The sequence below is a fragment of the Paracoccus sp. AK26 genome (assembly GCF_011801365.1).
Classification (GTDB): domain Bacteria; phylum Pseudomonadota; class Alphaproteobacteria; order Rhodobacterales; family Rhodobacteraceae; genus Paracoccus; species Paracoccus aerius.
On record NZ_CP041041.1, the window covers coordinates 1,095,002 to 1,117,996 of the forward strand.

Below are 22,995 nucleotides of genomic sequence, written 5' to 3' on the forward strand. Positions count from 1 at the left end.
TGGGCGGTTCAGTTGGTCGGGCGGATCAGGATCTCGACCCGGCGGTTCTGCGCGCGGCCGGCGGCGGTGTCGTTCGAGGCAACCGGCTGGTTGAAGCCCGCGCCCGTCGCGACCAAGCGCGAGGACGAGACGCCGGCGGCAGACAGGATGCCCGCGACCGACTGCGCGCGGCGCTGCGACAGGTCCATGTTCAATGCGGCGCTGCCAGTGTTGTCGGTATGGCCCACGACCTCGACCCGGCTGTTCGGATACTGGTTCAGGTTGCGCGCGACCGCGTAAAGGTCGTTCTGCGCGGCGCCCGAGACGGCAGCCGAGCCGGTGGCGAAGAGGATCCCCTCGGGCATCACGACCTGCAGGTAGGAGCCGCGGTTGATGACCTGGATGTTCGGGTTCGACAGCGACTGCTGCAGCGCCTGGGCCTGGCGGTCCAGGATATTGCCCGCGACGGCGCCCGCCGCCGCGCCCAGGATCGCGCCGCGCGCGGCGTCCCGGCCTTCGTTGTTGCTGTCGCTGTCGCGCGTCGCGCCCAAGACGGCGCCCACGGCAGCGCCTGCAAGCGCGCCCTGCTGGGTGCGGCTCATGCCGGAACCCATGCCGGTGCCGTCGGTGGGCGCGCAGGCGCCGAGGGCGACAAGGCCCGACACGGCAAGAATGGTTGTGACGCGAAGGTTCATGGGTTTCCCTTTCCTGGTCTTGCGACATTGATATCGCGGCAGATTCTCGGTTGCCGCTCAACGCGCCGAAGCTGGCCCAGTTCCGCCGGAAAGGAAAGTCACGGCTGCGTGGAAGCTGCTGGACCGGCGGGACAATCGCCTTGCATTGCAGCGGGCTTGCATTGGCGGGCGGGCGCAGTCAAAAGCGGGGCGTCATGGTCCAGCCCCGCCGTCTTGCCCAGCCCTTGCCCTTTGCCCAGCAGGTCGCGATCTTCTCGCGCCTGGCAAGCGCCAATCCGCAGCCGGTGACCGAGCTGGAGTTTTCCAATCCCTTCACGCTGGTCGTGGCCGTCGCCCTGTCGGCGCAGGCGACCGATGTGGGCGTGAACAAGGCCACGCGCGGGCTGTTCGCCATCGCCGACACGCCGCAGAAGATGCTGGATCTTGGGGTCGAGGGTCTGACCGAGCATATCAAGACCATCGGGTTGTTCCGCCAGAAGGCCAAGAACGTCATTGCCCTGTCGCGCATCCTGGTCGAGGAATTCGGCGGCGACGTGCCCGACAGCCGCGCTGCCCTGATGCGCCTGCCCGGCGTGGGCCGCAAGACCGCGAATGTGGTGCTGAACAGCGCCTTCGGCCATCCGGCGCAGGCGGTCGATACCCATATCTTCCGCGTCGGCAACCGCACCCTCATCGCGCCCGGCCGCGACGTGGACGAGGTCGAGCGCGCCATCGAGGACAACGTGCCCGCCCGGTTCCAGGACAACGCCCATCACTGGCTGATCCTGCACGGCCGATACATCTGCCAGGCCCGCCGCCCGCGCTGCGCGGTCTGCCCCATCTACGACCTGTGCCCATACGAGGAGAAGACCGCATGACCACCCCCTATGTGATCGGCATCGGAAATGCGGTGATGGACGTGATCTCGCCGGTGGCCGAGGACCGGCTGGCGGCGCTTGGCGTGCAGAAGGGGATCATGCAGCTGATCGAGCGCGAGCGGTCGGAATACCTGATGGCCGCGCAGGCGGACGATCACGGGCCGGGGCGCGCGCAGTCAAAGCTGGTGCCGGGCGGGTCGGTCGCGAACACGCTGGCGGGGATCGGGATGCTGGGCCTGCGCACGGCCTTCATCGGGCGCGTTGCGGACGATCCGCTGGGCCTGTCCTATGCCGAGCAGACCGAGGCAGCGGGGACGGTCTTCGTCAACCCGCCGGTCGTGGGGGACCAGTTGCCGACGTCCCGCAGCATCATCCTGGTGACGCCCGACGGCGAGCGGTCGATGAACACCTATCTGGGGATCTCGGCCGAACTTGGGCCGGAGGACGTGAACCCGTCGGTTTTCCAGGGTGCCGGCTGGCTGTTCCTGGAAGGATACCTCTTCGACAAGCCCAAGGGGAAAGAGGCTTTCCTGAAGGCCGCGAAATCCTGCCACGATGCGGGCGGGCAGGCGGGGATCGCGCTGTCGGACCCGTTCTGCGTGGACCGTCACCGCGAGGATTTCCGGCGGCTTGTGGCAGGGCCGATGGATTACGTGATCGGGAACGTCCACGAATGGACTTCGCTTTATCAGGTCACGGATCTGGAGGAGGCCTTGCGGCTGGCCCAGGCCGATTGCGGCACGGTGATCTGCACGCGGTCGGGCGAGGATGCGATCCTGATCCGCGACGGGGAGCGCGTGACGGCGCCCGTCCACCGCCTTGTTCCGGTCGACGCGACGGGCGCGGGGGACCAGTTCGCGGCGGGGCTGTTGTATGGCCTTGCCGTTGGCGCGCCGCTGGCGGTGGCGGGCCGGATGGGCTGCGTTGCTGCGGCCGAGGTGATCGGCCATGTCGGCCCGCGCCCCGAGCGTGACCTGCGGGCGGATTTCCGGGCCGAGGGGCTGATCTGAGGCTTTGCGTCCCGCGGCGGCCGGGGGACTTCACGTCCCCCGGACCCCCTGTGGGATATTTTCCCAAGATGAATGGCGCCGGTGTGAAAGCCCCGGCGTTGCGCGGATCTGCTGGCGCGTGTATCAGGGCCGCAACGAATTTGCAGCTTGAAGGACATCGCGGATGCGCAGGGTTGTAGTCACCGGAATGGGCATGGTCACGCCGCTGGCCTGCGGTGTCGAGGCGACGTGGGAGCGTTTGCTGGCCGGGCAGTCCGGCGCCGGGCGGATCACGCGGTTCGATCCAAAGGATGTCGTGACGAAATACGCCTGCGAAATCCCCTTCGGCGACGGCAGCGACGGAACGTTCAACCCCGATGACTGGATGGAGCCGAAGGATCGGCGCAAGGTCGATGACTTCATCCTGTATGGCATGGCCGCGGCCGAGCAGGCGGTGAAGGATTCCGGCTGGGAGCCGCAGACCGAGGAGGATCGCGAACGGACCGGCGTCATGATCGGGTCGGGGATCGGCGGGCTGACCTCGATCGCGGAAACGGCGGTGCTGATCAAGGAACGCGGGCCGAAGCGGGTATCACCCTTCTTCATTCCCGGCGCGCTGATCAACCTGGTGTCCGGGCAGGTGTCCATTCGCTTTGGCTACAAGGGGCCGAACCATGCGGTGGTGACGGCCTGTTCCACGGGCGCGCATGCGATCGGCGATGCGGCGCGGCTGATCATGCTGGGCGATGCGGATGTGATGGTCGCGGGCGGCGCGGAAAGCCCCATCAGCGAGATCGGGATCGCGGGTTTCAACGCCTGCAAGGCCCTGTCCACCAAGCGCGACAACGACCCGCAATCGGCCAGCCGCCCTTACGACGTCGACCGCGACGGCTTTGTCATGGGCGAGGGCGCGGGTTGCCTGGTGCTGGAGGAATACGAGCACGCAAAGGCGCGGGGTGCGAAGATCTATGCCGAGGTGCTGGGATATGGCCTGTCGGGCGACGCGTATCACATCACGGCGCCCAGCGAGGATGGCGACGGCGGCTTCCGGGCGATGCGGAACGCACTGAAGAATGCCGGGCTTGAGGCGTCGGACATCGACTATATCAACGCGCACGGCACCAGCACGATGGCCGACACGATCGAACTGGGCGCGGTCGAACGCCTGCTGGGCGATCACGCGCCGAATGTGGTGATGTCATCGACGAAATCCAGCATCGGGCATCTGCTGGGAGCCGCCGGCGCGGTCGAGGCGATCTTCTGCGTGCTGGCGATCCGCGACGGCATCTGCCCGCCAACCATCAACCTGGACAATCCGGCGGTCCAGCCGAGGCTTGACCTGGCTGCCAACGCGGCCGTTCGGCGCAAGGTGGATGTGGCCTTGTCCAACAGCTTCGGCTTTGGCGGCACCAATGCCAGCCTTGTGCTGCGGGCGGTCAAGGAATGATCTGGCGCAACATCGCCTCGAACTTCCTGACGCTGCTGATCGTGCTTTTGATCGCGGCGGCGGCGGCGGTGGCCTGGGGCAAGCACCAGTTCACCGGGCCGGGGCCAAGTGCGGTGGCGCAATGCGTGCAGGTGACGCCGGGCGCTAGCCTGAACGCCGTCAGCCAGCAACTGGCCGAGCAGGGGGCGATCAGCAATTCCTATGTCTTCCGCGCAGGCGCCGATTACATGGACAAAGCGCGCGACCTGAAGTTCGGCAGCTATCTGGTGCCGCCGGGCGCCAGCATGGAGGAGATCGTCGGCGTCATCACGGCGGGCGGGCCTTCCACCTGCGGGACCGAGGTGATCGTGCGCGTGGGCGTGCGGGAAAACACCGTGCTGCTGCGCGACATGAACCCCGATACCGGCGCCTTCGAGGAGATGGCGCGCTTCAACCCCGCCACCGAGACCGCCCCCGAGGCAATCATCGCCGCTGTCGACAAGCCCGGTGCGCGGCTGCGCGTCGCGATGGCCGAGGGGGTGACAAGCTGGCAGGTGGTCGAGGCGCTTAAGGCCGCGACCTTCATGACCGGTGAGGTCGAGGAAGTGCCGGCCGAGGGCAGCCTGGCCCCCGACACCTATGAGGTCGAGAAGGGCGCCAGCCGCAGCGCGCTGCTGGCCGAGATGGCGCAGCGGCAATCCGCGATCCTTGCCGCCGAATGGGAGGCGCGGCCCTTCGGCCTGCCCTATGAGACGCCCGAGGAGGCGCTGATCATGGCCTCGATCGTCGAGAAGGAGACGGGCGTGGCGGATGAGCGTCCGCAGGTCGCCAGCGTCTTCGTCAACCGGCTGGAACAGGGGATGCGGCTGGAAACCGACCCGACGGTGATCTATGGCATCACCAATGGCGAAGGGGTGCTGGACCGGGGGCTGCGGCGGTCGGAACTGGCCGCGACGACGCCCTATAACACCTATCGCGTCGACGGGCTGCCGCCCACTCCGATCGCCAATCCGGGCCGGGCCGCGATCAGGGCGGCGCTGAACCCGGACACGACCGATTACCTGTTCTTCGTGGCCGACGGGACGGGCGGGCACACCTTCTCTCGGACCCTGGCCGAGCATAATGCGGCCGTGGCCCGCTGGCGCGAGATCGAGCGCCAGCAAGGCGGCGACGTGACCAGCCCGGTCCAGGGCGACGGCTGAGTCGCAAGCCGTTCAAAGGGTTTGACAAAGCCCGTCCCCTTGCGCAGGCTGATCGCAAGGGGCGGGCTTTTTCCATGGCGTGATCCCGCGCCGGCCGTCGCCTTTCAGGAGATTGTGCCATGAAACTGTCCGACATGTTCTCGACCCTGGCGGAGAATGCCCGCACCTATGAAAAGCGCGTGGCGGAATGGCAGGACGAGATGACCTCGCGCAATGACGAGATGATGAACAGCGCCCGCAAGTGGCAGGAAACGGCCATGCAGCGCCAGGACGAGATGAACCGGCAGATGCGCGGCTACTTCGAGGAAGCGGGCGAGAATGTCCGCAACCAGTGGCAGGCGATGCAATCCGCATGGGAAGACCAGTTCCAGAAGATGCGCGAAAAGGGCGAGGAGATGCGCGCCGCTGCGATGAAATCGGGCAACCTGCCGGAATGGGCCGAGGCCTATGCCGCGCAGATGGTGGGCTTTGCCCAGAAGATGCAGGACGAGGCCGCCAATGCCATCGCCGCCGCCACGGAAGCCCGGGGCAAGAGCAAGGGAAAAGGCAGCCGCGACGCCTGAGAGGCGAATCCTGTTGCACCGATCCCGCCCCTTCGTTGGGCCAGACGACGGGGCCTGATGTCGAGGTGTTGCAGGGGGTGTTGCATCGGTCAACCCTTTGTTCGGGATCGTTAAACGTCCCTGTTGCGTGCGCCCTTGGGTTTAGCGATTGACTTACCGAACGCCCTGAAGTAGAACATTTACATGCTGGGAAAAGTGGGCAAGCGGCCGGGGGGCGACCTCTAGGGCCGCTTTTTCAGTTTTCGGCTCGTGCGGACAGGACACGAGGCGGGACAGTTTGCATGAACGATATGGAATGGCGCGGGATCGCTGATCCCGAAGGACCGTTCGCGGCCGGGGAAGCCCTGCCGCGGGGGGGCGTGAAGCCGGTTGCGAGTGCGGAGGCAGCGATGGATCCACATGAGGCCATCGCCGTCGCTGAAGGGTTGTTCTGGTCCTATGTCAAGGATCTCAAGCGTCACGAGGCCGCATTGGAGGCCCGGCAGAGCGGGGCCGTGGACCCGGCCGAGCTGAAGGAAGCCATGCAAACCGCGAAGGTCGTCCGCGAGGCGGTCGGCCTTCTCATGGCGGAAAGGAACAGGGTTGACAAGTTACGCAAGGATATCGCCGGAGGGGTCGGGTGCGGAAGCCTCGACCTTGGCCAGGCACGAGATGAGATCGGGCGCCGCCTGGCTTGCCTCCGCAGCGCCGGAGGACGTTGACGCATTCCTGGGCGGGCTGTCGGAGAACGCACTGATGGCGCTGCCCTGGCTGTTCGAGTTCTGGGCCCTGCCGCACCAGTTGCCCCCCGAGGGTGACTGGAAGACCTGGGTGATCATGGGCGGGCGCGGCGCGGGCAAGACCCGTGCCGGGTCCGAATGGGTGCGGCGGATGGTCGAGGGGCCGACCGCCGCCGCACCGGGGAAATGCCATCGCGTGGCGCTGGTGGGCGAAACCTTTGACCAGGTGCGCGAGGTGATGGTGTTCGGCGAAAGCGGGATCCTTGCCTGTTCGCCCCCCGACCGGCGGCCCGTCTGGGAAGCCGGGCGCAGGCGGCTGGTGTGGGCCAATGGCGCGACCGCCACGGTTTATTCCGCGCATGAGCCCGAGGCGCTGCGCGGGCCGCAGTTCGACGCGGCCTGGGCGGACGAGCTTGCCAAGTGGAAGAAGTCCGAGGATGTCTGGGACATGCTGCAATTCGCGCTGCGGCTGGGCGAGCATCCCCAGCAGGTCGTGACCACCACCCCGCGAAATGTGGGCGTGCTGAAGCGGATCCTGGGTAACGCCTCGACGGTCACGACCCATGCGCCCACGGATGCGAACCGCGCCTATCTGGCGGAGAGCTTTCTGGCCGAGGTGGCGTCACGCTATGGCGGGACGCGGCTGGGGCGGCAGGAGCTGGACGGGGTGCTGCTGGACGATGTCGAGGGCGCGCTGTGGACCACGGCGATGCTGGAAGGCGCCCGGGTGGAACGCGCGCCGAAGCTGTCGCGCGTGGTCGTGGCGGTCGATCCGGCGGTGACGGCGGGCAAGGCCAGCGACGAATGCGGGATCGTGGTCGCGGGTGTCGTGGCCGAGGGCGAGCCGGGAAGCTGGACCGCCTATGTGCTGGAGGATGCCACGGTGAAGGGCGGGCCGCTGGATTGGGCGCGGGCCGCCATTGCCGCGATGGACCGCCACGGCGCCGAGCGACTGGTGGCCGAGGTGAACCAGGGCGGTGACCTAGTGGAAAGCGTGATCCGGCAGGTGGATCCCCTGGTCCCGTTCCGCGCCTTGCGGGCGGGCCGGGGCAAGGGGCTGCGGGCCGAGCCTGTGGCAGCGCTGTACGAGCAGGGGCGGGTCAAGCACCTGCGCGGGCTGGGCGCGCTGGAGGATCAGATGTGCCAGATGACGGTGCGCGGCTTTGAGGGGCGCGGGTCGCCTGACCGGCTGGATGCGTTGGTCTGGGCGATCCACGAACTGGTGATCGAGCCGGGGGCAAGCTGGCGGCGGCCGCAGATGCGGCGGCTGTGAGGCAAGGCTGGGGGCCTCGCGCCCCCAGACCCCTGCGGGATATTTGGACCAAGATGAAAGGGCCGCCGTCTGGCGGCCCTTTTTCGTTGGCAAGGAGGCAAATGATGGCGTTTCGATTGTTTTCGCGGGAGGAGAAGCAGGCCCCCGTGCCGGAAAGAAAGGCCAGTGCGACGGGCCGGGTCGTGGCCTTTGCCAGCGGCGGCAGGACCGTCTGGTCGTCGCGCGACACGGCCAGCCTGACGCGCGGCGGCTTTGTCGGCAATCCGGTAGGCTTTCGCTGCGTCAAGCTGATCGCCGAGGCGGCGGCGGCGGTGCCTTTGGTCTGCGAGGATCGCGAGCGGCGCTATGACGTGCATCCGGTGCTGGATCTGCTGCGGCGACCCAATCCGGGGCAGGGCCGGGCGGAACTGTTCGAGGCGCTGTTCGGGCAGATGCTGCTGTCGGGCAACGGCTATGTCGAGGCTGCGGGACTTGGGGCGCAGGGTCTGCCCGAGGAACTGCACGTCCTGCGGTCGGACCGGATGAGCATCGTTCCCGGCGCGGATGGTTGGCCCGTGGCCTATGACTATTCGGTCGGAGGGCGCAAGCATCGTTTTGACATGACCGGAAGTCCCGATCCGATCTGCCATATCAAGTCCTTCCACCCTCAGGATGACCATTACGGTCTGTCGCCCATGCAGGCGGCGGCGGTGGCGCTGGATGTGCATAACAGCGCGTCGGCCTGGTCCAAGGCGCTGCTGGACAATGCGGCGCGGCCTTCCGGGGCCATTGTCTACAAGGGCGTTGACGGGCAGGGCGTCCTGTCGCCCGAGCAATACGACCGGCTGGTAAGTGAAATCGAGATGAACCACCAGGGCGCGCGCAACGCGGGCCGCCCGATGCTGCTGGAAGGCGGACTCGACTGGAAGCCGATGGGGTTCAGCCCCAGCGACATGGAGTTTCACGAGACCAAGCTGTCGGCGGCGCGGGAGATCGCCTTGGCCTTCGGCGTGCCGCCGATGCTGCTGGGGATCCCCGGCGACGCGACCTATGCCAATTATGCCGAGGCGCACCGGGCGTTCTATCGGTTGACGGTGCTGCCGCTGGCCACGCGGGTCGCGGCATCTGTTGCCTGGTGGCTGTCCGAGCATCTGGGTGCCGAGGTCGATCTGCGCCCCGACCCCGACCGCATCCCGGCGCTTGCCGAGGAGCGCGACCAGCAATGGAAGCGGATCGGCGAGGCGCTGTTCCTGACGGATGCGGAAAAGCGGGCGCTTCTGGGCCTGCCGCCCCTGGCCGGGGCGTGACCTTATGGAAGGGTCGCGTTTCGTCAAGGACGGCTTTGGCTGGCATGACCAGCGGTTCGAGGTCCAGGAGCGGATCATGGCGCTGCAGTTCGGCACCATGGAGAAGCGGCTGGAGCGGATCGAGGCGCTGATCGAGGGGCTGGAGCGGCGGCTGTGGATGACCGTCTATGGCGTCGTCGCGGTGATCCTGACGCAGGCGGTGCAGGGCATTCTGGAATTTGCGCCCAAAGGAGGCTGATGGATGGTTCCGGGACTTGAGGTGAAATTCGCGGGCGGTGCGCCCGTGCTGTCGGACGGGCAGGTGATCGAAGGCTATGCCAGCCTGTTTGGCCTGACCGACCAGGGCGGCGACGCGGTGGCGCCCGGGGCGTTCCAGGCGTCGCTGGCGCGGCTGGCGGCCAAGGGCGACAAGGTGCGGATGTTGTGGCAGCACGACCCCGCCAAGCCCATTGGCGTCTGGGACGAGATCCGCGAGGACGAGAAGGGCCTGTGGGTCAAGGGCAGGCTTCTGCCCGAGGTGGCCCAGGCCCGCGAAGCCGCGGCACTGATCCAGGCGGGGGCCATCGACGGGTTGTCGATCGGCTATCGCACGATCCGCGCTGAACGTGACAAGCAAGGTCGCCGGGTGCTGGCCGAGGTCGAGTTGTGGGAGGTGTCCCTGGTCACCTTCCCGATGCTGCCCGAGGCCAAGGTCGGTCGCAAGGAGGCGGACGACCTGCGCGAGGTGGCGGCGCTGTTCACGGCGGCAGCGGAAGCCTTGCGGAATTGAGATCGGCGGGTGCGTGCAGGCACGCATCCCAGGGTTTGGACTGCCAAGGCGGTCCGAAGGCAGGGGCGGCCAGAACGGGCGGCGACCCCGATCATCGTGATGAGGAGAAGATCATGACCGAGGTGAAAGCCGCGGAGGGTGGCGGCACGGCTGCCGACCTGAAGGGGGCCATGCTTGGGTTCGTCAGCGAACTCAAAGGCTTTCGTGATGACATTCAGAAGAAATTCACTGCACAGGAAGAGCGCATGAACATGCTTGATCGCAAGACCGCCATCCGTGGCCGCACCCCTCTGTCCGCCACCGCCGAGGTCGAGGTGCCCCACCAGAAGGCGTTCAACGCCTATCTTCGCAGCGGCGACGATGACGGCCTGCGCGGCCTTGTCATCGAGGAGAAGGGCCTGACGGTTGCCAGCGACGGCGGCTTCCTGGCGGCGCCGCAGGTTGCGGAAACGGTGCAGAACGTGCTGCGGTCGGGTGCGTCGCTGCGCAAGTTGGCAAACGTGGTGACGATCGAATCCGCCAGCTATGAGGTGCTGGTCGAGAAGGGCGAGACCGCCGCGGGCTGGGCCACCGAAACCGGTGCGCCCGAGACGGCATCCGGCCAGATCGAGCGCATCTCGATCCCGCTGCACGAGCTTTCGGCCATGCCCAAGGCCAGCCAGCGTCTGCTGGACGACGCGGCTTTCGATGTCGAGGCCTGGCTGGCCGAGCGTATCGCCGACAAGTTTGCCCGGTCCGAAGCCGCGGCCTTCATCACCGGCGACGGCGTGGCCAAGCCCAAGGGGATCATGGCCTATCCGACCGCGCCCAACGCCTCGGCAGGAGATGGCAAGATCGGCGTGATCGAGACCGGCACGATGGGCGGGTTCGACACGGGGGCCCCTGCGGATGCGCTGATCGACCTGATCTATGCCCTGGGGGCCGAATATCGGGTCAATGCCAGCTTCGTCATGAACTCGAAGACCGCCGCCGCCATCCGCAAGATGAAGGATGCCGACGGGCGCTTCCTGTGGACCGATGCGCTTGCCGCAGGGCAGACCCCGCAGCTGCTGGGCTATCCTGTCCTGATCAGCGAGGACATGCCCGACATCGGGACGGACGCCAAGGCCGTCGCCTTTGGCGACTTCCGCGCCGCCTATACGATTGTCGAACGTCCCGACCTGCGCGTCCTGCGTGACCCGTTCAGCGCCAAGCCGCATGTGCTGTTCTACGCGACCAAGCGCGTCGGCGGCGGCGTGACGGATTTCCGCGCCATCAAGCTGCTGCAGTTCGCCTGATCCCGGATCGCGGGACCAGGTGAGGGAAAGACCGCGCGCGGGTCGCTGGCCATTCCGGCTTTGCAACTGTCCGCGCGCGCTTATGGCCGGCGCGCGGGCGCGGTCTTTCCCGACTTGATGCGACGGCAAGGCCCAAGGGCGGCCTTGTCCCGGTGGATGACAAGCGGACAGCAGGACGGGAGGTTCGCGAGATGATGCTGATCGAGGAAACGGCGCCGGCAGCCGAGGCGCTGCCTGTCGCGGCGCTGCGCGAGCATCTGCGGCTTGGAACAGGGTTCGAGATTGCAGACGACACGGCGGAAGACATGGCCCTGGCAGGGTTCCTGCGGGCCGCGATCGCGACGATCGAGGCGCGGACCGGAAAGGTCCTGCTGACGCGGCGCTTCACGATGCAACTGGACGACTGGCGCGACCGGCTGGGCCAGACGCTGCCCCTGGCGCCCGTGACGCAGGTCGAGAAGGTCGAGATCGACGACGGCATGGGCACAGTGACTGAGGTTCCGCAGGAGAACTGGCGCCTTCTGCCGCACGGGCAGCGGCCGATGATCCTGCCGACCGGGGTGATCCTGCCGCATGTTCCCCGGCGTGGGACAGTCAGCGTGACCTTTGTCGCGGGCTTCGGCGATAGCTGGTCGCAGGTTCCGGCGGATCTGGCGCAGGCGGTTCTGATGCTGGCCGCGCGTTATTACGAGGATCGCGGACATGACGGCACGAAGGGCGGGATGCCCTTCGGGGTCAGCGCGCTGATCGAGCGCTGGCGTCAGGTCCGGACGCTGGCCGGGCGCGGCAGCCGCGAGGCGCGGCGATGAGCGTGCCGAACCTGAATGTCCGGCTGGAACTGGAAGGCTCGGTTCGCCAGGGGGACGGAATGGGCGGCTATCGCACCGTCTGGCAGCGGATGGGAACCCTGTGGGCCGAGATGAAGGCCGGCGCCGGCCAGGAACGCGGGGCCGAGGTCGCACCGGAAAGCGTGGTGTCCTGGCGGATCACGGTACGGGGCGCCAGGGCAGGCGATCCTCGGCGTCCTGCGGCTGGCCAGAGGATGCGGATGGGACAGCGCCTGTTCGTCATCGAGGCCGTGGCCGAGCGTGATGGGGCGGGCCATTGGCTGACCTGCTTTGCCCGAGAGGAGGCCCAGGCATGAGTTATGCAGCAAGCGTCGCCCTGCAGGGGGCGGTGTATCAGCATCTGCGCGCCGATGCGGCGCTGAGCGACCTGGTAGGCGATGCGATCTTCGACGCGATGCCTGTCGATGCGCCTTCGGGCGTCTTTGTCTCGCTTGGTCCCGAGGATGTGCGGGATGCCGGGGACATGACGGCGGCGGCGTCGCAGCACGATTTCGTCGTGTCGGTCCTGTCGGGCGCGGACCTCGGCGCGGGCTTTGCGGCGGTCAAGGCGGCAGCCGTGGCGGTGGCCGATGCCTTGGACCAGGCCCCCCTGGCGCTGAGCCGGGGGCGGCTGACGGGTTTGTGGTTCCAACGCGCAAGGGCGCGTCGGGTGGAAAACGGTGCTGCGCGGCGGGTCGATCTGACCTTCCGGGCGCGGATAGATCTGGGCTGAGGAGTAGAGCCAATGGCGGCACAGAATGGACGCGATCTTCTGATCAAGATGGACATGACCGGCGACGGGGCGTTCGAGACGATTGCCGGGCTGCGCGCCTCGCGCCTGTCGTTCAACGCCGAGACGGTCGATGTGACCAGCCTGGAAAGCGAAGGCGGCTGGCGCGAGCTTCTGGGCGGGGCCGGGGTCCGCAGCGCATCAATCTCGGGATCGGGCGTTTTCCGCGACGCCAATACCGACGGGCGGGCGCGCCAGATCTTCTTTGACGGAGAAGTGCCGCGCTTCCAGGTGGTGATCCCGGACTTCGGCACGGTGGAAGGCCCGTTCCAGATCACTGCGCTGGAATATGCCGGCAGCTATAACGGCGAGGCGACATATGAGGTGACGATGGCCTCGGCCGGGGCCTTGGCCTTCGTGGCGCTGCCATGACGAACCCGTTGCGCGGTGAGGTCGAGGTTGTGCTGGACGGCACGCCTTATGTCGCACGGCTGACATTGGGCGCCTTGGCCGAACTGGAACACGACCTGGGCGCAGACAGTCTGATGGCCATTGCCGCGCGCTTCGAGGCAGGCCGCTTCAGCAGCCGCGACGTGCTGGCGGTGCTGGTGGCGGGCCTTCGCGGCGGCGGCTGGCGCGGCGCGGCGGCGGACCTTCTCACTGTCGAGATCGGCGGCGGTCCGGTCGCGGCGGGCCGTGCCGCGGCCGAGCTTCTGGCGCGGGCGTTCCGGATCGCGGCATGAGCGGGGGCCTGGACTGGCCCGGCCTGATGCGGGCCGGGATGCGCGGGCTGGGGCTGCGCCCGGACCAGTTCTGGGCGCTGACCCCTGCCGAACTGGCGCTGATGCTGGGCGTCGAGGCGGGGCCGCCCGCCATGACACGCGACCGGCTGGCGGAACTGGCCGCGCGCTTTCCCGACCGCCCGCGTGACACTTCTGGATAAGGGGCAAGGCTTATGGCCAACAAGGACGGTTTCACCACGACATTGGACGAGCTTGACCAAGGCTTCGGCCAGACCAGCCGCATGACTGCCGCATTCGAGGCAGAATTGGAGCGGCTGCGGCAATCCATGACGGTCACTGCCCGCGAGGTCGGCTCGCTCAGTTCCGGCATCGAGGGGGGGCTGCGACGGGCCTTCGACAACCTGATCTTCGACGGCGAGAAGCTGTCGGACGCGCTGAAGGGCATCGGGCGGTCGATCTCGGACACGGTCTTTTCCATGGCGATGAAGCCGGTCGAGAATGCGCTTGCCGGTTCGTTGGCCCAGGGGATCGGGGGAATGCTGTCGGGCGCGGTGCCCTTCGCCGATGGCGGGGCCTTCGTGCAGGGGCGCGTCATGCCCTTTGCCAAGGGCGGGGTCGTCAGCCAGCCTACGCATTTCCCGATGCGCGGCGCCACCGGCCTGATGGGCGAGGCTGGCCCCGAGGCGATCATGCCGCTGCGCCGCGGCGCGGACGGTCGGCTGGGCGTGGCGGCCGCAGGTGGCGGGTCGCGGGCGGTCAACGTGACGGTCAACGTCTCGACCCCCGATGTCGCGGGCTTCCAACGCAGCCAGTCGCAGATCGCGGCGCAACTGGGCCGGGTTCTGGCCCGCGGCGAACGCAACAGCTGAAACAGGGACGGCAATGGCATTTCACGAGGTAAGATTTCCCGCAAACCTGTCCTTCGGATCGGTGGGCGGGCCGGAACGGCGGACCGAGATCGTCGCGCTTGCCAGCGGGTTCGAGGAACGCAACACGCCGTGGGCCCATGCACGGCGCCGCTATGACGCCGGGATGGGCCTGCGGTCGCTGGACGACCTGTCGGCCTTGGTTGCATTCTTCGAGGCGCGGGCGGGGCAGCTGCATGGGTTCCGCTGGAAGGATTGGTCCGACTACAAAAGCTGCCTTCCGTCGCGTGCGCCGTCCTTCAGCGATCAGGTCATTGCGAAGGGTGACGGCGTGACGAAAGTCTTTCAGCTGACCAAGACCTATTCATCCGGACCTGGCCACTATACCCGGCCGATCAACAAGCCGGTCAAGGACAGCGTCCGCGCGGGAATCGGTGGCAGCGAAGTGTTCCCCGGCGCCCACTATCAGGTCGATCACGCCAAGGGGCTGATCACCTTCAGCGACGCCCCCGATCCAGGAGCCGAGGTAACAGCCGGCTATGAATTCGACGTTCCTGTCCGCTTCGATACCGACCGGATCGCCGTCTCGGTTGCGTCCTTCCAGGCAGGCGAGATGCCTGCGATCCCGGTGATCGAGGTGCGGGTATGACGGTCACGACAATCGCACGCGCCTGGATGGTGCGCCGTGGCGACGAGATGGTTCTGGGATTTACCGATCATGACGCCGCGCTGACCTTTGGCGGGATAACCTTCCGGCCCGATCACGGCATGTCGGCCCGCGCCCTGGTTCAGGCGACGGGACTGTCGGTCGACAATTCCGAGGCCGAAGGCGCGCTGTCTGATGATGCCATCACGGAGAAAGATGTCCTTGCAGGCCGGTGGGATGGTGCCGAGGTCAAGATGTGGGAGGTCGACTGGGAAGATGTCGCCCGCCGCCGCCTAGTCTTCGCCGGCAGCCTGGGCGAGATTGCTCGCTCGCAGGGCGCCTTCCGCGCCGAACTTCGCGGTCTGTCCGAGCCGCTGAACATGGCGCGCGGGCGTGTTTTCCATCCGCGCTGCTCGGCCCGTTTGGGCGACGGCCGCTGCAAGCTGGCGCTGACGGGTGAGACATTCGTGGCCGAGGCCCGGATCACAACCATCGAGGACGGGCGCATCCTGCGCTTTGCCAATTTTCCGGTATACGAGGCCGGCTGGTTCGAAAGGGGCAGCCTGAATGTCCTGAGCGGCGAAGCCGAGGGGCTGAGAGCCACGATCAAGAACGATACAGCATTGCCGGGCGGGCTGCGCGAGATCGAGTTGTGGCAGGGCCTGAGCATCACGCCGGCGGCAGCGGACCGGGTGCGGCTTGTGGCGGGCTGCGACAAGCGTGCCGCGACTTGCCGCGAGAAGTTCGACAATTTTGTCAACTTTCGCGGCTTTCCGCATCTTCCGTCCGAGGATTGGATCATGGCGCCGCAAGCGGGGTATCGTCGTGGTTGAGGATGTGGTCCGCTTCGCGCGCGGGTGGATCGGCACGCCCTATCAGCACCAGGCCAGCACCAAGGGCGTCGCTTGCGACTGCCTGGGCCTGATCCGCGGCATCTGGCGTGAACGATACGGCGCCGAACCGGAGGCGCCGCCACCCTATACGCCTGATTGGGGCGAGGGCGGCGCACATGAAGTCCTGATGGAGGCCGCGCTGCGCCATCTTGTTCCCGTGGCGCGCGAAGATGCGATGCGGCCTGGGGACGTGCTGCTGTTCCGGATGCGCGCCGGAGCGGTTGCCAAGCACCTTGGCATCCTGTGCGAGGCGGGCGAGGCGCCGAGGTTCATCCATGCCTATAACGCCCATGGCGTCATCGACAGCCCGTTGACGACGCCCTGGCAGAACCGGATCGCTGGCCGGTTCCGTTTTCCCTGAATTCTGACCTTAGGAGGCCATCATGGCGACCATCGTGCTGTCCGCCGTAGGCGCGTCGATTGGCGGAAGCTTCGGCGGCGCGGTTCTGGGCCTGTCGGGTGCCGTGATCGGCCGCGCGGTTGGTGCGACCGTTGGGCGGGTCATCGACCAGCGGCTGCTGGGCAGCGGCTCGAAGGCCGTTGAAACCGGCCGGATCGACCGGCTGCGCCTGCAGACTGCGGGCGAGGGTGCGCCCATTCCTCGCATCTGGGGCCAGATGCGGCTGCCGGGGCACGTCATCTGGACCTCGCCGCTTGAGGAGATCGCGCGGTCCGAGGACGCGGGCGGTGGCAAGGGAACGCCGCGGTCCACCGTCACCCAGATCAGCTATCGCCTGTCAGTGGCCCTTGCACTGTGCGAGGGCCGGATCCTGGGGGTCGGCCGCGTCTGGGCGGATGGTGAGGAAATCTCGGCCGATGACCTGAACATGCGCGTCTACAACGGCGACGAGGATCAGCGCCCTGACCCTGCAGTCGAAGCGCATGAGGGCGATATGGCGCCGGCCTATCGCGGGCTGGCCTATGTCGTGCTGGAAGACCTGAACCTCGAGGCTTGGGGCAACCGCATGCCGCAGCTAAGTTTTGAGGTCACGTCGCCTGCGCAGGACGGAAGCGGTCTGTGCCGCGATGTGCGGGCGGTCGCGCTGATTCCGGGCACCGGCGAGTATTCCTTGGCCACCACCGCGGTCAATCAGGACCTGGGCCTGGGCGAGTTGCGCACGACGAACGTCAACACGCCGATGGGCGGCACGGACTTCACGGCCTCGATGAACATCCTGGGGCGCGAACTGCCCAATGTCGGTTCGGTGTCGCTTGTTGTGTCCTGGTTCGGAAGCGACTTGCGGATCAACCGCTGCACGGTCCAGCCGAAGGTCGAGCAGAAGGAGATCGACGGGTCCGAGATGCCCTGGTCCGTCGCCGGGATCGACCGACAGGCCGCAGCCCAGGTCGCGCGGGTGAACGACCGGCCGATCTATGGCGGGACGCCTGCTGACCTATCGGTCGTCGAGGCCTTGCGGTCCATCGCCGCATCGGGGCGCAAGGCGGTGTTCTATCCTTTCATCCTGATGGAGCAACTGGCGGGCAATGGCCTGGCCGATCCCTATGGCGCGCAAGAACAGCCGGTCATGCCCTGGCGCGGCCGGGTCACCACGTCGCGTGCGCCGGGTCAGCCTGGATCCGTCGACGGGACGGCCGCTGCCCAGGCGGAGGTAGAGGCGTTCTTCGGAACGGCGGCGATCAGCGACTTCCGGCGAGAGGGTGACAAGGTCTCGTATCATGGCCCCGATCAGTGGTCCTATCGCCGCTTCATCCTGCATTACGCCCATCTTTGTGCGGCGGCTGGAGGCATCGACGCCTTCCTGATCGGGTCCGAAATGGTTGGCATGACCCAGATCCGGGGCGCAGGGAACAGCTATCCTGCCGTTCAGCAACTGTGCCGCCTGGCCGAAGATGTGCGCGCGATCCTGGGGCCTTCGGTCAAGATCGGCTATGCCGCCGACTGGTCCGAGTACTTTGGCCACCACCCCGGCGGCGGAGAGCTGTTCTTCCACCTCGATCCGCTTTGGTCGCATCCGGACATCGATTTCATCGGCATCGACAACTACATGCCGCTGTCCGACTGGCGCGACGGAGAGGATCATCTGGACGCGAAGTGGGGTCGCATCAGCAACCCCGAATACCTGGCGGGGAACGTCTGCGGCGGCGAGGGCTATGACTGGTATTACGCCAGCGATGCGGATCGGGACGCGCAGATCAGGACGCCGATTACCGACGGCGGCTATGACGAGGCCTGGGTCTGGCGCTACAAGGACCTGGCCGGGTGGTGGCAGAACCTGCATTATAACCGTCCGAAAGGCGTCCGCTCTCGCGAAGCGACGGGGTGGGTGCCTGGGTCGAAGCCGATCTGGTTCACCGAATATGGCTGCGCCGCATTGGACAAGGCCACGAACCAGCCGAACAAGTTCCTGGACGCAATGAGTTCGGAAAGCACGCTGCCCCATTACTCCAATGGGCAGCGGGACGATGCGATCCAGGCGGCCTACATCCAGGCGGTGACCTCTTACTGGTCCAAGCCCGCCAACAATCCCGCACGGGCGGCTGGCGGCCGGATGGTTGTGCTGGACCGGGCGCATGTCTGGTGCTGGGACGCACGTCCTTATCCGGCCTTTCCGGGCAGGCCCGACCTTTGGTCGGACGGTCCGGCCTGGCAGAGGGGTCACTGGCTGAACGGGCGGGCCGGATCGGTCATGCTGGCCGCGGTCATAGCAGATATCTGCCGTGAGGCAGGCGTTTCCAACTTCGACGTAAGCGCCGTCACCGGCGTTGTTCGCGGCTTCCATGTCAACGGGGGTGAAACCGGCCGGGCCGCGCTGCAACCGATCCTGCTGGCGCATGGCATTGATGCGGTCGAACGCGACGGCTGCCTGTGCTTCATCCCGCGCGACGGGACGGTGAAGCGTGCCTTGGGGCGCGAGCATCTGGCGGTTGCAGACGAGGTTCGCGGTCTTGAAACCGTCCGGGCCGCGCAGGCGGAATTGTCGGGGCGGCTTCGGCTGACGCATGTCGAATCGGGCGGCGATTATGCCGCTGCCACAGCCGAAGCCAGCCTGGCCGACGCCCGGGGAGAAACCGTCAGCGACAGCGAGTTTCCGATGTCGCTGACCCGGGCTGAAGGCCGTGCCATCGCCGAGCGCTGGTTGGCCGAGTCAGTCGTGTCGCGTGACACGGCGCGCTTCGTCCTGCCGCCGTCCCAGGCCGATCTTGGGCCCGGCGACGTTGTCCTGATGGATGACGGCCGGGCCGAACCGAAGCGGTGGCGGATCGATCGGGCGGAAAGGGCGGGCGCCATTACGGTTGATGCCGTCCGTGTCGAGCCCGGGGTCTATCGCCAGTCCGCTGCGAACGAGGATGACGCCATTGTCACGCGCTACAGTCCACCGCTGCCGGTCTGGTCGCTGTTCCTGGACCTTCCGCTTCTGAAAGGGGATGAGCAGCCCCATGCCCCCTATCTGGCGGCAACGGCAAAGCCTTGGCCGGGATCGGTCGTCGCCTATTCCTCGGTCGAGGACGAGGGAGGGTTCGAACTGAACACCACCTTGCGGCGCCGCGCCTTTATCGGCCGGACCGAAACGGTTCTGCGTCGTGCCCGCGCTGGCGTACTTGACCGAGGAGAGCCCTTGCGCATCCGCCTGAAGGACGGCGCCCTGCGGTCGGTCGGTCTGAAGGCTTTGCTGGCAGGAGGAAACGCCTTGGCCATCGGCGACGGATCGCTGGAGAATTGGGAAGTCATCCAGTTCGCCAAGGCCGTCCCGGTCGAGAGAAACCTGTGGGAGATCAGCGACAGGTTGCGTGGCCAGGCTGGGACGGACGGAACCATGCCGGACGTCTGGCCGGAAGGCAGCATCGTCGTCTTGCTCGACGGAGCCGCGCAGCAGGTGACCCTGCCGCCATCGGCTAGGGGGCAAGACCGCTTCTGGCGGATCGGACCTGCGCGTCGGCCCTTCGACGATCCCAGCTATCGCGCGAAGACGACGCGGGTGCGGGGCATCGGGTTGAGGCCTTATGCGCCCTGTCACCTGCGGCTCGACGGTCGGGTGGTCAGCTGGATCCGGCGCAGCCGCATCGATGGCGACGGCTGGGACGGGGCCGATATCCCTCTGGGCGAGGTTCAGGAGCGTTACCGGATCCGCATCCTGCAAGGCGGCATCATCCGGCACGAGGCCGAGGTCGGGCGGCCCGACTATACACTGCCCGAGCAGGTTTGGGCCGATGCCCTTGCGGGTGGCACTTTCACTGTGGCCGTAGCGCAGCTGTCCGACCAGTTCGGGCCCGGCCCCTTTGCCAGGAGGATTTTCAATGACCAATGAAACCATGCGCCTTCAGTTGCCTTTGCTTCAGCCTGCACAGGCCCAGAAGCATGTCACGGTGAACGAGGCGCTGATGCGCCTTGATGGCCTGACCAATGCGGTTCTGGAAAGCACGGTTGTCGCGTCACCGCCAGCGGCCGTGATCGATGGCCAATGCTGGTGGGTGCCGCAAGGGGCGACCGGCGCCTGGTCCGGCAAGGGGGGGCGAATTGCAGTCGGATCGAACGGCGGCTGGGTTTACGTCGCCCCGGCTCGCGGGATGCGGGCCTTTGTGGCTGATCGCGGGGTCGAGGCGATCTTTGACGGGCAGGGTTGGTTCATGGGCGCGGCCAGCTTTGGCCCGATGGGGTCGGGCCTTTCCTTCGGCATGGCCGAGGGCGAGGTGACGGTCGCAACAGGCGCAAGCTTCAACACCGGGATCGCCATTCCCGCCGGCTCCATGGTCATCGGGGCCGTGGCGCGTGTCACGCAGGCGCTGACCGGGACCCTGGCGACCTGGCGGCTTGGCACGGCTGATTCGACGAACCGCTTTGGCCAGGGCCTTGGCAAAGGGGCCGGATCCTGGGCACGCGGGATGCTGGGCGCGCCGATGACCTATTATGACAGCGCGAACCTGCTGATGACCGGCGAGGGGGGCGGCTTCACCGGCGGCAAGGTCAAGCTGGCCGTCCATTGGCTGCAGCTTCGCCTGCCGGACTGAGCGGCATCCTTTCACCTGCCGACCATTCGCGCTAAGAAGATCCCGAGACTGATCTGGATCTGTGACATGAACATGCAAAGCAGCGGCAACAAGAACCTGGGACTGGATCGCGACGCGATTTGGTCGCAGCTGCGGGACGAGGCCCGGTCGGCGGTTCAGGACGAGCCGTTGCTGGGCGCGCTGATCCATGCGGGCCTTTTGCATCACCACAGCCTGGAAGGCGCCTTGGCCTATCGCTTTTCGCTCAAGCTCGCCAGCGGCGAGATGAGCGAGCAGATCCTGCGCGAGATCGCGGACCAGGCTTACCGGACTTCGCCCGAACTGGGGGATGCCGCGCGCGCCGATCTGATGGCGGTCTATGACCGCGACCCGGCCACACATCGGTTGCTTCAGCCGATCCTGTTCTTCAAGGGGTTCCAAGCCTTGCAGGCCTATCGCATGGCGCATTGGCTGTGGCAGCAGGGGCGATGCGACATGGCCTATTTCGTCCAGATGCGCTGTTCGGAATGCTTTGGCGTGGACATCCATCCGGCGGCAATCATTGGAACCGGGGTGATGATCGACCATGCCCATTCCATCGTGATCGGGGAAACAGCGACTGTCGGCAATGACGTGTCGATGCTGCATTCCGTTACCCTTGGCGGGACAGGCAAGGAAGACGGGGATCGTCATCCGAAGATCGGGGACGGCGTGATGATCGGAGCAGGCGCGAAAGTACTTGGCAATATCCGCGTCGGTCACCATTCGCGCATTGCGGCGGGTTCCGTCGTGCTGCACGAGGTTCCGTCATGCAAGACCGTTGCCGGGGTTCCTGCCCGTGTAATCGGCGACGCGGGCTGCCCCGAACCGTCGCAGAGCATGAACCAGTTGCTGGGCCTGGGGGAAGATTATCTCTGAGCCCAATCGGCCGCGCCAGTGCCGCGCAGGCCGTCCAACGTCGTTCCCGTTTCGCGCAGGCGTTCATCAAGGCCCCTCGCGATCCTGCCCACCAGCGAGAAGCCCTGGTAGATGAGGGCGGAGTAGATTTGGACGGCGCTGGCGCCGGCGCGGATCTTCTCCCACGCGTCATCCACCGAGGATACCCCCCCGACCCCGATGATCGGCACGGTGGCATCCGTGGCGCGGTACAGCTTTGCCAGGACGATGGTCGAGCGTTCGAACAGCGGGCGGCCGGACAATCCGCCGGCTTGGCCCGCATGGGGACCGGCAAGTCCTTCGCGCGAGAGGGTCGTGTTCGTCGCGATGATGCCGTCAACGCGGCAGTCGCTTGCGACCTTGGCAATGTCGCCAATCTCGGCGTCGGACAGGTCTGGCGCGATCTTCAGGAAGACCGGACGGTGAGACGGCAACCTGTCCCGCGCCTCGACGACGCCGCGCAGAAGGGCAGTCAGGGCATCGGCCCCCTGAAGGTCGCGCAGCCGCTCGGTATTCGGCGATGACACGTTGACGGTCAGGAAATCGGCCGAGGCTCCGGCGACGTCCACAACGGCCGCGAAATCTGCCGCCCGGTCCGCGCTGTCCTTGTTCGCCCCGATGTTCAGTCCCACGGGAATGCCCCGGGGTCGCCCGGCCAGCCGGGCGGCGACCGCCTGCGCGCCATCGTTGTTGAAGCCGAAGCGATTGATGATCGCCCCGTCCGGCGTCAGGCGGAACAGGCGCGGCCGGGGGTTGCCGGGCTGGGGACGCGGGGTCGCGGCGCCCAGTTCGATGAAGCCGAAACCTGCGCGCATCAGGGGCGCAACGGCCTTACCATTCTTGTCATACCCGGCGGCCAGCCCGATCGGATTGGCCAGTTCAAGTCCCGCCAGCCTCGTCCGCAGCCTTTCCGAGGTCACCGGCTGCCCCGGCAGGGGCACAAGTCCCGCCGAAAGCGCACGGATCGACAGGTCATGCGCGCGTTCGGGATCCAGGCGATGCAGGGCGGCCAGACCAAATCTCTCGACTAGTTTCATTCCAGTAGTCCCGTCTCATGCCCGTTCGCACCACGGCGGATGATCCGCCACCAAGTGATCTCCTGCATGGCAAGCTGGCGGTAAAGATGCGGGAACAGGTCGCCGCCGCGCGACGGTTCCCAGCGAAGATCGTCGCCAAAAGCTGAAGCATCGCAGGCCAGCAGCATTAGATCGCCCTCGCACGCGAAGTGCTTGGAGAGCGTCGTGCCAAGCTGCGTGGCGGTCGAAAAATGCACGAAGCCGTCGGCCAAATCGACCGGCGCGCCCGCCGTCGCACCGGCGGCTTGCAGATCGTCCCATTCCGCCGGGCGGAGAACCTTGTAGATCATCATGCG

27 protein-coding genes are annotated in these 22,995 nt (G+C 66.9%); 24 read left to right on the forward strand and 3 right to left on the reverse strand.

What is annotated here, in order from left to right; genetic code table 11:
- Positions 1 to 8: 8 nt before the first annotated feature.
- Complete coding sequence (locus FIU66_RS05345; RefSeq protein ID WP_167621735.1) at positions 9 to 674, reverse strand: OmpA family protein; 666 nt, start codon at positions 672 to 674, stop codon at positions 9 to 11.
- A 194-nt stretch (positions 675 to 868) separates the two neighbouring features.
- On the opposite strand from FIU66_RS05345, the gene nth reads away from it, so the two are divergent.
- From nth to cysE, 24 genes are all read left to right on the forward strand, one after another.
- Positions 869 to 1,531: an endonuclease III gene (nth, locus tag FIU66_RS05350; RefSeq protein ID WP_167621736.1), complete on the forward strand. Its 663-nt coding sequence runs from the start codon at positions 869 to 871 to the stop codon at positions 1,529 to 1,531.
- The gene (locus FIU66_RS05355) at positions 1,528 to 2,541 is read left to right on the forward strand and encodes an adenosine kinase (RefSeq protein ID WP_167621737.1); all 1,014 of its coding nucleotides are present in this window, start codon (positions 1,528 to 1,530) and stop codon (positions 2,539 to 2,541) included. The genes nth and FIU66_RS05355 overlap by 4 nt, the downstream gene beginning before the upstream one ends.
- A gap of 163 nt (positions 2,542 to 2,704) precedes the next feature.
- Complete coding sequence (gene fabF, locus FIU66_RS05360) at positions 2,705 to 3,967, forward strand: beta-ketoacyl-ACP synthase II (protein WP_167621738.1); 1,263 nt, start codon at positions 2,705 to 2,707, stop codon at positions 3,965 to 3,967.
- Positions 3,964 to 5,148 (forward strand): endolytic transglycosylase MltG, encoded by a 1,185-nt coding sequence (gene mltG, locus FIU66_RS05365; protein WP_167621739.1) that lies wholly within the window; start codon positions 3,964 to 3,966, stop codon positions 5,146 to 5,148. The genes fabF and mltG overlap by 4 nt, the downstream gene beginning before the upstream one ends.
- Before the next feature lie 119 nt (positions 5,149 to 5,267).
- On the forward strand, positions 5,268 to 5,711 hold the full coding sequence (locus tag FIU66_RS05370) for a hypothetical protein (protein WP_167621740.1): 444 nt from the start codon (positions 5,268 to 5,270) through the stop codon (positions 5,709 to 5,711).
- Positions 5,712 to 5,992: 281 nt separating this feature from the next.
- On the forward strand, positions 5,993 to 6,412 hold the full coding sequence (locus FIU66_RS05375; RefSeq protein WP_167621741.1) for a permease: 420 nt from the start codon (positions 5,993 to 5,995) through the stop codon (positions 6,410 to 6,412).
- Positions 6,363 to 7,703 (forward strand): DNA-packaging protein, encoded by a 1,341-nt coding sequence (locus FIU66_RS05380; RefSeq protein WP_167621742.1) that lies wholly within the window; start codon positions 6,363 to 6,365, stop codon positions 7,701 to 7,703. Before FIU66_RS05375 ends, FIU66_RS05380 begins: the two co-directional genes overlap by 50 nt.
- Before the next feature lie 101 nt (positions 7,704 to 7,804).
- Positions 7,805 to 8,989, forward strand: coding sequence for a phage portal protein (locus tag FIU66_RS05385; protein WP_201281090.1), 1,185 nt, complete (start codon positions 7,805 to 7,807; stop codon positions 8,987 to 8,989).
- Positions 8,990 to 8,993: 4 nt separating this feature from the next.
- Positions 8,994 to 9,227 carry a hypothetical protein gene (locus FIU66_RS05390; protein ID WP_167621743.1) on the forward strand — a complete coding sequence of 78 codons (234 nt, stop codon included), beginning with the start codon at positions 8,994 to 8,996 and terminating at the stop codon, positions 9,225 to 9,227.
- A gap of 3 nt (positions 9,228 to 9,230) precedes the next feature.
- Positions 9,231 to 9,758 carry an HK97 family phage prohead protease gene (locus tag FIU66_RS05395; RefSeq protein WP_167621744.1) on the forward strand — a complete coding sequence of 176 codons (528 nt, stop codon included), beginning with the start codon at positions 9,231 to 9,233 and terminating at the stop codon, positions 9,756 to 9,758.
- Positions 9,759 to 9,871: 113 nt separating this feature from the next.
- Positions 9,872 to 11,035, forward strand: a complete 1,164-nt coding sequence (locus FIU66_RS05400; RefSeq protein WP_167621745.1) for a phage major capsid protein — start codon at positions 9,872 to 9,874, stop codon at positions 11,033 to 11,035.
- 191 nt (positions 11,036 to 11,226) lie between these two features.
- Positions 11,227 to 11,844, forward strand: coding sequence for a hypothetical protein (locus FIU66_RS05405; RefSeq protein ID WP_167621746.1), 618 nt, complete (start codon positions 11,227 to 11,229; stop codon positions 11,842 to 11,844).
- The gene (locus FIU66_RS05410) at positions 11,841 to 12,179 is read left to right on the forward strand and encodes a head-tail adaptor protein (protein WP_167621747.1); all 339 of its coding nucleotides are present in this window, start codon (positions 11,841 to 11,843) and stop codon (positions 12,177 to 12,179) included. The genes FIU66_RS05405 and FIU66_RS05410 overlap by 4 nt, the downstream gene beginning before the upstream one ends.
- On the forward strand, positions 12,176 to 12,595 hold the full coding sequence (locus FIU66_RS05415) for a DUF3168 domain-containing protein (RefSeq protein ID WP_167621748.1): 420 nt from the start codon (positions 12,176 to 12,178) through the stop codon (positions 12,593 to 12,595). The genes FIU66_RS05410 and FIU66_RS05415 overlap by 4 nt, the downstream gene beginning before the upstream one ends.
- A gap of 12 nt (positions 12,596 to 12,607) precedes the next feature.
- A complete protein-coding gene (locus FIU66_RS05420) occupies positions 12,608 to 13,024 on the forward strand; it encodes a phage major tail protein, TP901-1 family (protein WP_167621749.1) in 417 nt (138 codons plus the stop codon).
- Entirely contained in the window at positions 13,021 to 13,335 is a 315-nt protein-coding gene (locus tag FIU66_RS05425) for a gene transfer agent family protein (RefSeq protein WP_167621750.1), read from the forward strand. The genes FIU66_RS05420 and FIU66_RS05425 overlap by 4 nt, the downstream gene beginning before the upstream one ends.
- Positions 13,332 to 13,535 carry a rcc01693 family protein gene (locus tag FIU66_RS05430; RefSeq protein ID WP_167621751.1) on the forward strand — a complete coding sequence of 68 codons (204 nt, stop codon included), beginning with the start codon at positions 13,332 to 13,334 and terminating at the stop codon, positions 13,533 to 13,535. The genes FIU66_RS05425 and FIU66_RS05430 overlap by 4 nt, the downstream gene beginning before the upstream one ends.
- Positions 13,536 to 13,616: 81 nt before the next feature.
- Positions 13,617 to 14,204 carry a phage tail tape measure protein gene (locus tag FIU66_RS05435; RefSeq protein ID WP_370528956.1) on the forward strand — a complete coding sequence of 196 codons (588 nt, stop codon included), beginning with the start codon at positions 13,617 to 13,619 and terminating at the stop codon, positions 14,202 to 14,204.
- Between the two features lie 13 nt (positions 14,205 to 14,217).
- Positions 14,218 to 14,850 (forward strand): DUF2460 domain-containing protein, encoded by a 633-nt coding sequence (locus FIU66_RS05440; protein ID WP_167621753.1) that lies wholly within the window; start codon positions 14,218 to 14,220, stop codon positions 14,848 to 14,850.
- Positions 14,847 to 15,680 (forward strand): DUF2163 domain-containing protein, encoded by an 834-nt coding sequence (locus FIU66_RS05445; RefSeq protein ID WP_167621754.1) that lies wholly within the window; start codon positions 14,847 to 14,849, stop codon positions 15,678 to 15,680. Before FIU66_RS05440 ends, FIU66_RS05445 begins: the two co-directional genes overlap by 4 nt.
- Positions 15,673 to 16,101 (forward strand): NlpC/P60 family protein, encoded by a 429-nt coding sequence (locus FIU66_RS05450; protein WP_167621755.1) that lies wholly within the window; start codon positions 15,673 to 15,675, stop codon positions 16,099 to 16,101. Before FIU66_RS05445 ends, FIU66_RS05450 begins: the two co-directional genes overlap by 8 nt.
- A 22-nt stretch (positions 16,102 to 16,123) precedes the next feature.
- Positions 16,124 to 20,008: a glycoside hydrolase/phage tail family protein gene (locus tag FIU66_RS05455; protein ID WP_167621756.1), complete on the forward strand. Its 3,885-nt coding sequence runs from the start codon at positions 16,124 to 16,126 to the stop codon at positions 20,006 to 20,008.
- Complete coding sequence (locus FIU66_RS05460) at positions 19,998 to 20,708, forward strand: DUF2793 domain-containing protein (RefSeq protein ID WP_167621757.1); 711 nt, start codon at positions 19,998 to 20,000, stop codon at positions 20,706 to 20,708. Before FIU66_RS05455 ends, FIU66_RS05460 begins: the two co-directional genes overlap by 11 nt.
- A 66-nt stretch (positions 20,709 to 20,774) precedes the next feature.
- The gene (gene cysE, locus FIU66_RS05465; protein WP_167621758.1) at positions 20,775 to 21,605 is read left to right on the forward strand and encodes a serine O-acetyltransferase; all 831 of its coding nucleotides are present in this window, start codon (positions 20,775 to 20,777) and stop codon (positions 21,603 to 21,605) included.
- Here cysE and FIU66_RS05470 read toward each other — a convergent pair.
- The gene (locus FIU66_RS05470; protein WP_167621759.1) at positions 21,596 to 22,660 is read right to left on the reverse strand and encodes a quinone-dependent dihydroorotate dehydrogenase; all 1,065 of its coding nucleotides are present in this window, start codon (positions 22,658 to 22,660) and stop codon (positions 21,596 to 21,598) included. The genes cysE and FIU66_RS05470 overlap by 10 nt on opposite strands.
- On the reverse strand, positions 22,657 to 22,992 hold the full coding sequence (locus FIU66_RS05475; RefSeq protein ID WP_167621760.1) for a DUF952 domain-containing protein: 336 nt from the start codon (positions 22,990 to 22,992) through the stop codon (positions 22,657 to 22,659). The genes FIU66_RS05470 and FIU66_RS05475 overlap by 4 nt, the downstream gene beginning before the upstream one ends.
- Positions 22,993 to 22,995 lie beyond the last annotated feature (3 nt).